Here is a 15424-nt window from a genome sequence, read left to right on the forward strand (position 1 = left end):
CCGCGCCGAAAGCCATCTTGCCAAAGCCCTTCATGCCGCCTTACGTTCAGGGCGTGGCGGCATGAACGCCGTCCGACAACCCGCCGAGTCTAACAAATGGCTCGGAGCACTTCGATGGGTCAGGCCACCGGGCTCTAGTTGGTATATTGAAGTTTGAATTTCAGGTTTATTAGTGGATTTTGGCACTTTCCCTCCAAAACCATTATTTGGAGGCGGCAGTTAACTACTGGTATTGTTTTGTAGTCAAGCCATATGGCCGCGCCGAATATTGTATTGAGGCGTTACCTGATTTCATTTTATTGTCGTAGGCGACCCTTCGCACCTCTCGACTTGCTGTGGATATTGCTCACCGTGCCTTCCGACTTCCTGATCCGGCCTTCGGAGCTTGCCTCGACGCGGGCTTCGATGTCGCTCTGACGCGGCTTTTTAGTTTTGACCGCATTCGCGGTCGGGGGGATCGTCCACGACGATCCGTTATCGCCGCCGTTTCGACCGAGCGCCTTTGGGCTTTGAACGGATGTTGGAGACGGTTCCTTCCGATTTCGATATTCTGCCCTCTGATCCTTCGGCGACACGGCGCTCGATCTCGCTTTGGCGGCTCAACGGATCGTCGGCCACCGCGAGCTCCACTTCCTGCAGGCGCTTGATTTCGTCCCTGAGCCGCGCGGCGGTTTCGAATTCGAGGTTGGAGGCGGCCTCGCGCATTTCCTTTTCCAGATGGGCGAGGTGGGCCTTCATATTGTGGCCGGGGCCGTCAAAGGCGGCGGCTTCTTCGCTGAGGCCAGCGCCACGCACCTGTTTATGGCCTACAAAAGTCTGGCCCATGGCGGCTTTCGCGCCTTCATCGTCGCTGGCGGCGATCTCGGCGATTTTCGCCTTGGTGGATTCCGGCGTGATGCCGTGTTTCTTGTTATGGGCGAGCTGTTTTTCGCGGCGGCGGTCGGTTTCGCCAATGGCCCGCTCCATGGAGCCGGTCATATTGTCCGCATAGAGAATGACCCGGCCGTCGACATTGCGCGCCGCGCGGCCGATGGTCTGGATCAGGGATGTCTCCGAGCGCAGGAAGCCTTCCTTGTCGGCGTCGAGGATCGCCACCAGCTGGCATTCGGGAATGTCGAGCCCTTCGCGCAGCAGGTTAATCCCCACCAGCACGTCGAAGGCGCCGAGGCGGAGATCGCGGATGATCTCGATCCGCTCCATGGTGTCGATGTCGGAATGCATGTAGCGCACTCTGACGCCCTGTTCATGCATATATTCGGTGAGGTCTTCGGCCATGCGCTTGGTCAGCGTGGTGACGAGCACGCGCCCGCCTTTCTTGGCGACCGCCTTGCATTCGGCGATGACGTCGTCGACCTGGTTCGACTTGTCTCCGGTGACGGGGCGGATTTCCACCACCGGGTCCACAAGGCCCGTAGGGCGGATCACCTGTTCAGTGAAGACGCCGCCCGTGCGCTCCAGCTCCCAATTGCCCGGCGTCGCGGAGACATGCACCGTCTGCGGGCGCATCTTCTCCCATTCCTCGAATTTCAGCGGCCGGTTGTCCATGCAGGAGGGCAGGCGGAAGCCATATTCCGCGAGGGTGCGCTTGCGATTGAAGTCGCCGCGGAACATGGCGCCGATCTGCGGCACGGTGACGTGGCTTTCGTCGCAGAAGATCAGCGCGTTTTCCGGGAGATATTCAAACAAGGTCGGCGGCGGTTCGCCCGGCAAGCGCCCGGTGAGATAGCGCGAATAGTTTTCGATGCCGTTGCAGGCGCCGGTGGCGGCCATCATTTCAAGGTCGAACTGCACCCGCTGGTCGAGGCGCTGCGCCTCCAGCAAGCGGCCTTCCTCGCGCATGATGGGCAGGGTTTCGTTGAGCTCTTTCTTGATGCCGTTGATCGCCTGCTGCAGCGTCGGGCGCGGCGTCACATAGTGGGAGTTGGCGTAGAGCGTCACTTCCTCAAGCTCGCCGGTCTTCTGGCCCGTGAGCGGATCGAATTCGGTGAGGCTTTCGATCTCGTCGCCGAACATGGAAATGCGCCAGGCGCGGTCTTCATAGTGGGCGGGGAACACCTCGATGGTGTCGCCGCGCGCGCGAAAGGCGCCGCGGGCGAAGGCGTTGTCATTGCGCTTGTATTGCAGCGCCACGAGATCGGCGAGGAGTTTCTTGCGCGACAGTTCCTGTCCGACCTTCAGGCTGAACGTCATCGCGGTGTAGGTCTCCACCGAGCCGATGCCGTAAATACAGGAGACCGAGGAGACGATGATCACATCGTCGCGTTCGAGAATCGCCCGGGTCGCGGCGTGGCGCATGCGGTCGATCTGCTCGTTGATAGAACTTTCTTTCTCGATATAAGTGTCCGTACGCGGAACGTATGCCTCGGGCTGGTAATAGTCGTAGTAGGAGACGAAATATTCCACCGCGTTGTCGGGGAAGAAGGCCTTGAACTCGCCATAAAGCTGCGCGGCGAGGGTCTTGTTGGGCGCGAGGATCAGGGCCGGGCGCTGGCACGCCTCGATCACCTTCGCCATGGTGAAGGTCTTGCCCGTGCCGGTCGCGCCGAGCAGCACCTGGTCCCACTCGCCATTCCTGACGCCTTCGGACAGCTCCTTGATCGCCGTCGGCTGGTCGCCCGCGGGCTCGTAATCGGAGACGACCCTGAGCGGTTTCGAGCGCCCGGACTTCTCCGGGCGATCCGGCCGGTGCGGGGTCCACTCGGACAGCGGCGTCGCCAGCCGGTCGTGATAGCTCGCGACTGCCTCCGAAAACCCGCCGGGCGTGATGTCGGCCTGATCCGTTGTCGGCTGGATTTTCGGGCGCTTGGCCTTCGGGTCGTATCCGGGGCGGTGGGTCGATTTTGCGGGCATTTCAGGAAGATAGTGTGGCGCACAAAAAAGGGAAGGCCGCGATACGGTGATAGTTGGCGGCAGACGAATGCGCATTCGCTAAGCGTTATTGCCTCGTTGCCTCAAAGGTTAATAAAGGTTAACATGGCGACATAAAAAGACAGAGCCGTCTTGGAAAAAGGCCACCCCGGTGAAACCGGAAGCCCGGCGGAATTTCTACCTGGCTTTCCAATCTCTGTCGCAAAAAAAAAAGTGCAGAAAAAGTGCAGAAGGGGAAGTTTTCAATCGGATTATTCTGATCGACGATGGCAAGGGGAGAGCTAAGTCGCAGCAAAATACGAGCTGCCACTCATTGGGGAAATGGAACCACATTTTGCGAAAGCCGCAGAGCGGCTGACTAATGCGCCATTATCCGGCGACTGGGCCGGAGCGCTTTGCGCGGTCGCGAAGACCGTTGGGGGGATCAGCTGCAACCTTTTTACGCTGTCGGCGGACGGGAAATTTTTGTCCGCCGTCGCGCCCACATTGACGCCTGACGCACTTGAGAAAATTTCAGCCGGAAATGATCGAACACTAAAAAAGGGTGAGTCGAAAAATCCGGTATTCAAAAGGTCAGATGTTTCCGCAGGCTGGAGCTGGACCGAACAGTCATTTTTTATGGATTTGCAAGCCGCTTTTGGCGCGCCCCATTTCAGTGCGCTGAAACTCAATGTGGGCCTGAGCGATTCCTGCCTTGTATATATTCCGCGTTCCCAGCCCCAAGAAAACATGACGCAGGCGCAGCGCGGGGCGCTCCACGGGTTGGCGTCGTTATTTGAAAGCGCTGTCCATATTCAGCTTCAGCTGGAGCGTCGCGCTATATCGTTGGTCCTTAATTCGTGGGACAGGGCTGGGGTGGCTGCTTTCCATTGCGAACCGGATCTCACGATTAACGCCTCATCGGATATAGGCGCTTATGCAATAGAAGACAGCCGCATCTTAAGCAGCAAGAATGGAAAGATCAGAGTTTCAAACTCCTCGCATCGTGAAGAGCTGCGCAAAGCAGTCCTAACTTCATGCATCTATTCGGTTCGTATCCCTGAAGTCATTACATTTCCTTTGTCCAGCCCAGATGGCGCGTGGAATTGCACACTTGCGGTAATGACATTGCCGCGGGATCGATGCGCTGCACAGATTTCCACCGGGGCCATCTTGTTGCTGCTCCCCAGCATGGAACAGAACGCCAGAGATCGTCAAACGCTGGCGGGCCTTACCGGCGCCGAACAGGAAATCGCGCTATTGCTCGCCGGGGGTGTCTCCACTCGGGGTATCGCACAAAAACGGGAAGTTAGCGTGTCAACAGTGCAGACACAAATAAAATCTATAAATCAGAAGCTTAGTACACGGCATAGAGGCGAACTCCTAACAAAACTCAAAACTATATTTAATTAGGACGCTGGTTTACCCCAACTAGGGTATTCGAGCGCGCGGGTTTTGAAGATACGCTTGGGAACGTTTTAAGCAGATGGTGGGGTTTGCGAAAAGCGACGTCAGCTGTTTTCTGACCGTTTTTTTGGGGGGATGCAGCGCATATTTGCTTTTGTAATAGTTATGAGGTCGACGAGCGCACAAAAGCGCAAGAACGATTTCGATGACGGCTTTTCCTTAGTCTGCCCCTCATGACCATCTGTGGCGTATTCATTTGCGTTTGGCGCAATCACGTCAATGCGCAACAGCAAGGGGTGAATTGTCATGGCCAATACCACAGAGCGTTTTTCGCAAAGTTTTGAAACGGATTCCCAGGGTTTTCTTGATGAAACCAATGGCTGGTCCGGCGTTACGACCGAAGTGCCGTCGGGAACAGGCGGTGTGGTGTCGCCTGATGGCTCGTCTCATTCCATCTTTGAGCAGTCCGATGACGCGGGCGGATTGACAGGTCCCTTCACAAGATTCGACTCCTATCGGGCGCTCTCCGCCGATCAAGGCTTCACGACTTCAGTTAAGATATATCTCGATCCCACTGCCTGGGCTGCAGGCGAAGGGTTCGATTATTCGGTTGCCGCCAACAACCAATCAGGAGGTCATTTGCGTGATTTTATCTTTCACGTAACGCAGGACACTTCAACCGGCGATATGCTGATCGGCGCGAGCAACAATTCAAACTTCAATCCAGTTGAAAATCTGGAAGCAGGCAATCACGCCGTCGTAGCGACAGCGGATTGGTACACTTTCGAGCATACCTTCTATGACGCAGGAGACGACACGCTGGCCGTCTCTTTGACTGTTAAAAATTCGGCGGGCATCACTATTTACGCTGAAGTTTTGAATGATCCGGGCGACAGCTACTCTGGCGATTTTGGCGGCAATCGCTACGGCTGGTTCACGAATATTGACGTTGCGGGCGGAATTGCCGTCGATGATGCGAAATTGCTGGTAGAATACGATAATGCTGTTGAAGTCAGAGAAGACGGCGTCATCGTCGCTACCTACGCTACAATCGATGCCGCTAAAACTGCGCTCGATAATGGGGATTTTGCAGTCACCTCCGCCGAAATATCGACGTTTGGCGCAGATGACAGTTTCTTTTATGTGGCGGAAGGAATGTCAATTCAGGCGGCCGTAGACGCGGCCAGCGACGGCGATGATATTCAGGTGGCGGCGGGGATCTTTAATGAAAGCGTCGACGTTAATAAAGAAGTGGCGATTACAGGCGCAGGCAGTGGGTTGACGATCCTAGAGGGAACACTCTTAACCGACCTTAGCGTGCCTGGCGGTACGCCTTTGAATGACTTTTTTGAAGCGAACCATCCATCCTATGCGGCGTCCTTGGGCGTAGAGGTCAACGCTGACAATGTCTCCATTTCCGGGTTTTCGATCACCGGCTTTTCCGTCGGCATGGCGATTAATACGTCGGACGGTGTCGCGATAACCGATAATACTTTTATCGATAACGCCACAGGGCTTATCAACGGCACCGCAGGCGGCTTTGCAGGCTACGCCGCGCAGACTATCACCAACTTGACAGTAAGCGATAATACGTTTTCGCAGGGCGTGCGCGGCATAGTAATTTCAGCTCATGCCGATGGCTCGTTTGACGGCGTTGTCATGGACGACAACAGCTTTTCGGCACTTTCCGAAAAGGGTCTGTATTTCGAACACCTGTCGAATGCGACTCTAACCGGAAACATGTTCGACGACGTTGGAAACTATGGGCGCATTTCTCCGCCGTTCGGGGGCACGGATGGCGAATTCGGCCAGGCGATTGAACTGAACTACAAATTTCTCGAATACACGAATGTGGTCTTTGCCGATACGATCATTACGAACTCCGGCTACTCCAATCAAGACGGCGTCGGGTCGATAGGCGCTTTCGGCGCTGCGGTGAATGTGAAGTTGCGGGACGATGCGCCCTCCTACAGCGGCGACCCTGCAACTTTCTTAGGGAGTGTGCAGTTTATCGGCGGATCAATCGATGGCACGTCAACAGGCATCCGCATCGGCGAACCGGGTAAAAATAATTTGGGACCCAATGTTTTGATTAACGGTGTCATGATCGACAATGCGTCGGTTTCCGATATTGAAAATGCGACAGATGCGGCCAGCGGCGGTCTCGCGACGGTCATCATGGATCAGGGACAGACGATGCTGGACGGTTCTGCTTCACAGGCATCTCTCGATATCACCGGCACCAATCTGGACAATGACATTTTCGGAGGCAGCGGAAATGACGTTGTTCTGGGATTGGGCGGCCCGGATTTGATAGAAGGCCGTTCCGGCGATGACATTCTATATGGAAATACGGGCAACGATCGACTGGAAGGCGGAGACGGTAACGATTCACTATTTGGCGGGGACGGCAATGATGTATTGCGGGGGGATGCCGACGACGACTTGCTGATCGGTGGAGATGGCGACGATACATTGACAGGCGAGACCGGGAACGACGATATTCGCGGCAGCGCCGGAAACGACCTGATGCGTGGCGGCGATGGCGCCGACAGTCTTGAAGGCGGCTCTGGCGTCGACCTGATCTATGGCGACAATGGCGATGATTATATCGACGGCGGATCGGAGAATGACGATCTGCGCGGCAGCGCCGGCAACGACACTATCCTTGGCGGCTTTGGCCGCGACGTGATCCGCGGCAATTCGGGCGATGACGACATTCGCGGCGGCGCCGGCGGCGATACGCTGGCGGGCGGTCTCGATAATGACGAGCTTCGCGGCGCGTCAGGCGATGACGCCATGAAAGGCGAAGCTGGCGACGACTACCTTTCCGCCGGGATCGATGATGATCTTGTTAAAGGCAATGAGGGCGCTGATACGCTCATTGGCGGGGACGGGAACGACTCCCTGCAAGGCAATCCCGGCGACGACCTGCTCTATGGTCAGGCCGGGGACGATGATCTGCGCGGCGGTAACGATAATGACACGCTGGACGGCGGCGCAGGCAACGACACATTGCGCGGCAATTCCGGCGACGACGTCTTTGTCTATACTCCAGGAGCCGATGACGATCTGATCATCGGCTTTGAAGGCGGCGCCGGGGTCGGCGATGTGATCGACCTGTCGGTCTATGACGGAATTTTTGACGACTTCGCGGATGTTCAGGCGGCGGCGAGCGAGGTTGGCGCCAGCACCGTCATCGACCTCGGCGGGGGAGACTCGATCACCTTGCACAATATTGCGCTTGCCGACCTCGATGGTGATGATTTCCTGTTCTAAATCGCGCGCTGGCTGTTGAAATACCTCGTGGCGGAAGAAATGTGGCGTGCGGTGGGCTTTTCGCCAAACTGCGGCCTCATTCGCGGCGCAAATCGCCGCCATATTCTTAACCATGGCGATGATTGTCAAAACTTCCGGGCCGGTATGGCGCACAGGGCGTTGCGCCGCTGCGTTGGCGCTTTTGTGCGCAGTAGCCTGTAGTAATGAGACCGGGAATGTCGGCGATGACATCCCGCAAGCTGATATCACGAATAACGAGACAGCGCCGCCGTCTGCTGAGGAAGCTTCCAGTCCATCGCCGAGTAAGCCTGTTGCGGAAGAGGCGCAACGCGCCGGCGAACAGGGTGTTCGTTCCGCAGGCTTTTATCGGCTTGCCTGGTCGGGTGATAAGCAGTGTGAGGGCCTTTTAAGTGTTCTGAATGACGCGCATGTGCAGACCGGCAAGGCTGCTGATTACGCGGACGCGCAAGCGCGTGACTATCTGGCGACGAGCAGCAATGTCGAATGGGCCGACGCCGGGGATGGCGTCCAGTCAGCATCACTCGATTATTTCAATGACGGCGTAGCACGCCTTATCGAACGCCGTCGTGGCATGCTTTCAGGCAACCGGATTATCGCGCTCTGGGCTGGCGCCAAAAGCGGCGATTTCCAGCATCTCGATTTCGGACATGCGGGCGCAAACACTAAAGGCTTCCCGCAATATGACAATCTGCATACGAAGCTGACATACTCCGTCGCGGATATTGTCGATATCAGCGGACGCTACTTAACGCTGGTCGCTCCGCTGGCCGATTTTGACAAGTCCGGAGCCGTCTTTGCGATGTCGTGGCGCTTGAAAGCCGGCGCTGCGGCGCCTTACGAAGCGCAGAATTATTACCCTGTGGTTTCCTGCGTCGCCGAACCGGCGAAGAGCAATAGCGAGGAGGGTTGATCATGGCGCTCTCCAATCTCAATCTTCTTTCTTCGACTGCATATTTTTCGCTGCTTTACGACATGATCAAGCAGCGCGAGAATCCGTGGCTTTACAACGGCACCGGATATGAACGCATTCATAATGGCGGCGGCGACGGCAATCCGACTTTTGGGTACGGGTTCAATCTCGCGGCATTCAGCGCGTCGATTGTAGAACAGGTTATCCAGCACGCATACAGTAATTCACTGGCGGCGCAGCAGGACGATGGCCTCGACCTCATTCTCGACTGGAAAACTGGCGCCTCGGTTTTTATCGACGGCTCCAACCGTACGCTCACCAATGCGGACATCATCAACCTTGCGGATGTCAGCCTAAATGGCGCTCCCGCTGCGGTCGGCAGCGCCGCACAGCGGGCGGCGGTTCAAAGTCTTTCGCTCAACGACGCCCAGGCGACGCGCATGCTCGACGTCATGATCAAGGGCGATCTCAATCTCGTGCATATCGAGGGGCCGAGCGGAAGCTGGGGCTATGAAGACGGTCTTGATTATCGTCTCGCGGAGGAAGGCGTTCTCGCCTATTCGACAGAACGAGCAGCCTTGTTGTCGGTCTATTACAACGCGCCGAGCCTGATCGGGCCGGGCGTGCAAAACGCCGTCGCCAATGATGATCGGCCGCAACTCTGGTATGAGATCCGCTACAATCATAACCATTACGATCACAACGGATTGCAGAACCGGCGCGCGGAAGAATCGGACCTGCTCGGTCTCGTATCGCAGGCGGCGAAAGACAATCCTTCGGCGCATATTGATGAATATGGCTTTGCCCTCGACACGCTGTTCAACGAGTATGACCGCCTTGGCAACCGCATCCTGACGCGCATAGAGGATCGTGACGGGCTCGACAATTTCGAGGACGCCGTCGCGCCGGAGCTTCAGGCGCTGCTTCAATATTATGTGCTCGATCCGCTCGGGGCGTCATCCGCGCCGACGATTGATTATGTGCAGGCGGATAGCGCCGGTTTCGGCGAAACCATGATCGCAAGAAGCATGGGCGGCGAAGGCGTGTCCGGTGTGAAGACTGACGCCAACACGGTCAATCTCATCCTTGGGTATGGCGGGAATGACTTTATTCGCGGCCTTGGCGGTCCGGACTATCTCTATGGCGGCGACGGCGACGACACGATCTATGGGGACGGCGCGGGAACGCCGTCAGGGTCCGCTGGACACGACTTCATCGATGGCGGGGCAGGCCATGACCTTGTTTATGGCGGCGATGGCGATGACTATATCGACGGCGGGTCGGAGAATGACGACCTGCGCGGCAGCGCCGGCAATGACGTGATATATGGCGGTTTTGGACGCGATGTGATCCGCGGCAATTCAGGCGACGACGACATTCGCGGCGGCGCCGGCGGCGACACGCTGGCGGGCGGTCTCGATAATGACGAGATCCGCGGCGCGTCGGGCGACGACGCCATGAAAGGCGAGTCCGGTGACGATTTACTGTCTGGCGGGATCGATGACGATCTGCTCAAAGGCAATGACGGTGTCGACACGCTCATTGGCGGCGACGGGAACGACTCCCTTCAGGGCAATCCCGGCGATGACCTGCTCTATGGGCAGGCTGGAGACGACGATCTGCGCGGCGGCAACGACAATGACACGCTGGACGGCGGATCGGGCAATGACACTCTGCGCGGCAATTCCGGCGATGACGTCTTTGTTTATGCGCCGGGCGCGGATGATGATCTGATCATCGGCTTCGAAGGCGGCGCCGGCGCCGGGGACGTCATCGATCTAACGGTCTATGACGGCGTCTTCGACAATTTCGCGGATGTTCAGGCTGCGGCCGCTGATGGCGGCTTCGGGAATGTCGTCATCGACCTCGGCGGGAGAGACTCGATCACCTTGCACAATGTTGCGCTTGCCGACCTCGATAGTGATGATTTCCTGTTTAGTTAGCGGCTAAAACGCGTCGGGCATGTGGCGGCCCGGCACCATGGCGCGCTAAATGTGCTACAACCTGAGAATATCCGCTTGGCCCTGAAGGGAATGTTTTTTATTCTGGGCAGGATTTTACTTACGGAATACTTGAAATGTGGACTTTCACGACTGGCGCGGTAGCTTCAGGGGTTTCCGCTGGAGCGATCAATCAAACGCTCGCGGTGCTGGATGAAGTGCTTCAGACTTGGGGGCGGTACTTTGACTTTGGCGGCGCTGTGCTCGACGTCAAGCTCAGCATTATAGAGCTTGATCCTGATACGCTGGCACAGGCTGGAACGACGTTTACGGAAATCGACACGAATCTTTATCATGCGGACACCATTCTTGAAACTCAAACGGGTATCGATCAGAACGGCGCGGAAGCTGACATCGAAATCGAGCTCAACTCGCTAAGCTATATTGCGAACGAGCTGTTTCTTGGCGGCAGTACTCAGGCTGTTCCGGTTTTTCAGTATGACCTCTATACGATTCTGCTGCATGAAGTTGCTCATGCCCTTGGTTTTCTGTCATTCTATGGTGAAGCCGAAACGTCAGTCTTTGACAGTTTCCTTGTACCGACCGGGGGTAATCCGATTTTTACCGGCCAAACGGACTCCGGGCGGAATGTTTCCATAAATGTCCTTGCTGATGATCCCAGCCATCAAAGCAAGACCGGCACGCTTCTTTTTCCAGTTATAGATACAGGCAAAAGATTTTTTCTGACGGGCACGCTGGCGGATGCTTTTGATGTCCTTGGCTTATCATTGCTGGAGCCCACATCGGGCGATGATGTTCTCTATGCCTTTCCTTCCGGCCCGACAGTCTCTCTCCTTGACGGCGACGATCTATATTACGGAAAAGGCGGCCCAGCGGTTTTCGGAGGGGACGGCAATGATACAATTCTTGGCGATGCAAATCTCGAATTTTACGGAGAGGGTGCTTTATATTATGGCGAAGACGGCGACGATCTCTTAACCGGTCACAACAGCCTCTCTAATCACCTTGAGGGCGGCCCCGGCGCTGACACGTTGCGTGGGGGAGACTTCTTTGACTTCTTAACCGGCGACATTGGCGATGACAGCCTGGTGGGTTACGGTGGCGACGATTATCTTAACGGGTATGAAGATAATGACACTCTGATTGGCGGCGCAGGAGCCGATGATCTCAATGGCGGCACAGGTAATGACTGGGCGAAATATAATTCATCGCCATCCGCTGTTGCGATTGATCTCGGAAGTGATCCAGCGTCCGGCGGGGACGCCGAAGGCGATATCTTAACCTCGATCGAAAATATTTTTGGATCAAAATATAACGATACGCTGATTGGTGACGGCGGGGACAACGAAATAGGCGGCGGCTTGGGCAATGACGAGATTCGCGGCGACGATGGGGCCGACACACTGAAAGGGGCTGCCGGCTTCGACCTGATCTTCGGCGACAATGGCGATGACTATATCGACGGCGGATCGGAGAATGACGATCTGCGCGGCAGCGCCGGCAACGACACAGTCTTGGGCGGTTATGGCCGCGACGTGATCCGCGGCAATTCGGGCGATGACGACATTCGCGGCGGCGCTGGCGGCGACACGCTGGCGGGCGGCCTCGATAATGACGAGATCCGCGGCGCGTCGGGCGACGACGCCATGAAAGGTGAGGCGGGCGACGACTACCTTTCCGGGGGGATCGATGACGATCTCGCCAAAGGCAATGAGGGCGCCGACACGCTGTTGGGCGGCGATGGAAACGACTCGCTATACGGCAATCCCGGCGACGATCTGCTCTACGGTCAGGCCGGGAATGACGATCTGCGCGGCGGCAATGACAACGACACGCTTGACGGCGGCGCCGGCAACGACACATTGCGCGGCAATTCCGGCGATGATGTTTTCGTTTACGCGCCGGGGGCCGATGACGATCTCATCATCGGCTTTGAAGGCGGCGCGGGCGCAGGCGATGTCATCGACCTCTCGGTCTATGACGGGATCTTTGATGACTTCGCGGATGTTCAAGCCTCTGCAAGTGATGACGGCTTCGGCAATGTCGTGATCGATCTAGGCGGCGGGGATAGCATCACTCTGGCGAATATACTCGCGGCCGACCTCGATGCGGATGATTTCCTGTTCTAGCACTGTTTCAGCGGTCTTACGCTGATCAGGAACAAAGCATGGACAGGCGTAAAGCGCTCGCTCACTAATAATTGAAGTGAAGCGCACGCGGGTTTGGTTACCATCCCTCAAAAGAACTCAAAAATTTTTAGATGGGGTGGGGCTATGCCAATTCAATTCAGCGATGACACGCGCAATGTCGACGGAGTGCAAACACTTCTGGACCGCGTGAACGGGATCGGCATTACGGATCTGGCCGGAATTATAGGATTCAATCGTGTGCCGCCGGACCATAATGGCGCAGTCGGACAGGATCACGTCATCTCCGTTCTCAATCATGTGATGCAAATCTATGACAAGAGCGGAAACCTTCTCTCGACGCAAACGCTGGAATCTCTATTTGGAGTGATCGGAGGAAACAGCCTTCTGCCGGTTGACCCCAACATAGTATATGATCCCTATTCGGAGCGCTTTGTCTACGTTTCCTTTGAAGTTGGCGGGATCGATGGCGGAACGATCAATGCTGGAAACGATCAGATCCGTTTAAACGTCGCTGTTTCAAAAACCAGCGATCCGACGGATGGCTGGTTCGTGCAATCAATAAACGCGAATACCGTCATTGGCGGCCGAAACACCTGGAGCGACTATCCCGGCGTCGCCGTTGATGGGGACGCCATCTACATTACGGCGAATATGTTCCAGTTTGACGGGGGGCAAAGTTTCGCCGGCAACCGTCTTTGGATTATCGACAAGGGTGACGGCTCTGGCGGTCTTTATGATGGCGGCGGCCTTTCCTTTACAAAACATAATCCGATAGCGGCGGCGGGCTCCGGTGCGGTTGAAGCGACGTTGATCCCGGTGCGTTATGCAAATGACTCACTTGGCGGGCCCGGCGTCTTTCTGGCGTCGGCAAGCGGTGTGTCAAACGGCGCGAGTGAAATCATACAGGTGTTTCACGTCACCGATCCATTAGGCAGTCCTGATTTTTCGGTGCAGCAGATTTCACTGGGCGACATCAGCAATGAAAATCTCAGTTCTCTGCCAGGGGCTACACAGCCAGGAACGGCGCAGAGAGTCGGGGTTGGCGATGCGCGCATCAATTCCGGCGGCGCCGTCTGGTTTGAAGGTAAAATTTATCTGACCTTCTCCGTTGCGCCGAAGACCGGGCCTGACGCCGGGCAGACGACGACGCACTGGGTTGAGCTCGACGCGACTGCGCCTGCTGCAATCTCGTTGCGCACACAGGGAAATATCGGCGGAGAAGACATTGGAGTCGGAGTGCACACCTACCATTCATCGGTGAACGTCAATAAAGACGGCTCCGTTCTGATAAACTTTTCGGCGTCTGGTCCAACAGTCTATCCCGGCGCATATTATGCGTTTCGCGGCGCTGACGATCCGGCGGGCGCGTTCGGGCCTGTGCAAACGCTTGCGCGAGGCGTTGATTACTACTTCCGCAACCGCTTCGGCGAGGGGATTAGTTCGCAAACCACAAACCGTTGGGGCGATTTTTCGGGCGTCGGCGTCGATCCGGTCGACGGCACAACCTTTTGGCTCTTCAACCAGTATGCGGATCAGCGAGGGTCGCCGAACAGCGCCGGTCAGGACGGCCGCTGGCGCGTCGTTCTCGGCGAGGCGCGCCCCACTATTCAAAATTTTCAGTTTGACGCCAATAGCCCCAACGAACGATTTTTTGGCGGACTAGGCAACGATGTTCTCCAGTTGAACGCGCTCGACGTGAATATGCGTCTGGACATATCGCAAAATAACAATGGTTCTCTTCGCGCCGCCTTCAGCGAGGGGGCGAGCGGCGTTGCGACTGCTTACTTCGTTGAGGCTGTCTTGTTTCAAGGCGGTTCTGGCGATGACACGCTAATGATCAATGGCGCGTTTAACCCATCCCAGCTCACAAATGTGCCTTTTGTTGCTGATGGCGGTGCAGGCGCTGATTTCTTCTCAGCGAACGGTCTTTCTTCAGGCCTGAAAGTGAAGTTCTTTGGCGGCGACGGCGCCGATACGCTTACAGGCGGCGGCAGTGCGGATGTCATCTTCGGCAATAATGGCGATGATCTTATTGATGGCGGGACCGGTAATGACGATTTGCGCGGCAGCGCCGGCAATGACACGATCCTGGGCGACAAAGGCCGTGACATAATCCGCGGCAATTCGGGCGATGACGACATTCGCGGCGGGTCAGGCGGGGACACCCTTGATGGCGGTCTCGACAATGACGAAATCCGCGGGGCCTCCGGCGATGACGCCATGAAAGGCGGGGCGGGCGATGACTATTTCTCCGCCGGCACCGATGACGATCTGGTCAAAGGCAATGAAGGCGCCGATACGTTGATTGGCGGGGACGGGAATGACTCCCTGCAAGGCAATCCCGGCGACGATCTGCTTTACGGTCAGGCTGGTGACGATGATATTCGCGGCGGCAACGACAATGACACGCTGGACGGCGGCGCAGGCAACGACACATTGCGCGGCAATTCCGGCGACGACGTCTTTGTCTATGCTCCAGGAGCCGATGACGACCTGATCATCGGCTTTGAAGGCGCCGCCGGGGTCGGCGATGTGATCGACCTGTCGGTCTATGACGGGATCTTTGATGACTTCGCGGATGTTCAGGCTGCGGCGAGCGAGGTTGGCGCCAGCACCGTCATCGACCTTGGCGGAGGGGACTCGATCACCTTGCACAATGTTGCGCTTGCCGACCTCGATAGTGATGATTTCCTGTTTTAAATCGGGCGCCGGGCTTTCGGGTCGTATCCGGGGCGGTGTTTCGTGTCGGGTCTGGAGTCTGAGGGCATGGGACGAGCGGTTTCCGGTCAGGAGGGACTAGAACATAGGGCAAACTTGCGGAAATGGTAGACACGGTGTGGCGCAACTAT

7 protein-coding genes are annotated in these 15424 nt (G+C 56.7%); 6 read left to right on the forward strand and 1 reads right to left on the reverse strand.

Translation table 11 applies throughout. From position 1 onward, the window contains the following. Window positions 1–474 precede the first annotated feature (474 nt). Complete coding sequence (gene uvrB, locus ACFOOP_RS13125) at window positions 475–2850, reverse strand: excinuclease ABC subunit UvrB (protein WP_434056912.1); 2376 nt, start codon at window positions 2848–2850, stop codon at window positions 475–477. 339 nt (window positions 2851–3189) lie between these two features. On the opposite strand from uvrB, the gene ACFOOP_RS13130 reads away from it, so the two are divergent. The 6 genes from ACFOOP_RS13130 to ACFOOP_RS13155 all read left to right on the forward strand — a co-directional run bounded on the left by ACFOOP_RS13130 (window position 3190) and on the right by ACFOOP_RS13155 (window position 15275). Further along, the gene (locus ACFOOP_RS13130; protein ID WP_379881570.1) at window positions 3190–4260 is read left to right on the forward strand and encodes a helix-turn-helix transcriptional regulator; all 1071 of its coding nucleotides are present in this window, start codon (window positions 3190–3192) and stop codon (window positions 4258–4260) included. A gap of 300 nt (window positions 4261–4560) precedes the next feature. Beyond that, on the forward strand, window positions 4561–7533 hold the full coding sequence (locus ACFOOP_RS13135; RefSeq protein ID WP_379881571.1) for a right-handed parallel beta-helix repeat-containing protein: 2973 nt from the start codon (window positions 4561–4563) through the stop codon (window positions 7531–7533). A gap of 112 nt (window positions 7534–7645) precedes the next feature. Continuing rightward, window positions 7646–8464 (forward strand): hypothetical protein, encoded by an 819-nt coding sequence (locus ACFOOP_RS13140; protein WP_379881572.1) that lies wholly within the window; start codon window positions 7646–7648, stop codon window positions 8462–8464. Window positions 8465–8466: 2 nt separating this feature from the next. Next, the gene (locus ACFOOP_RS13145) at window positions 8467–10407 is read left to right on the forward strand and encodes a calcium-binding protein (RefSeq protein WP_379881573.1); all 1941 of its coding nucleotides are present in this window, start codon (window positions 8467–8469) and stop codon (window positions 10405–10407) included. A gap of 134 nt (window positions 10408–10541) precedes the next feature. Next, window positions 10542–12554: a calcium-binding protein gene (locus ACFOOP_RS13150; RefSeq protein ID WP_379881574.1), complete on the forward strand. Its 2013-nt coding sequence runs from the start codon at window positions 10542–10544 to the stop codon at window positions 12552–12554. A gap of 144 nt (window positions 12555–12698) precedes the next feature. After that, the gene (locus ACFOOP_RS13155) at window positions 12699–15275 is read left to right on the forward strand and encodes a calcium-binding protein (protein WP_379881575.1); all 2577 of its coding nucleotides are present in this window, start codon (window positions 12699–12701) and stop codon (window positions 15273–15275) included. Window positions 15276–15424 lie beyond the last annotated feature (149 nt).

Source organism: Hyphococcus aureus, assembly GCF_042643165.1.
GTDB classification, from domain to species: Bacteria; Pseudomonadota; Alphaproteobacteria; order Caulobacterales; family Parvularculaceae; genus Hyphococcus; species Hyphococcus aureus.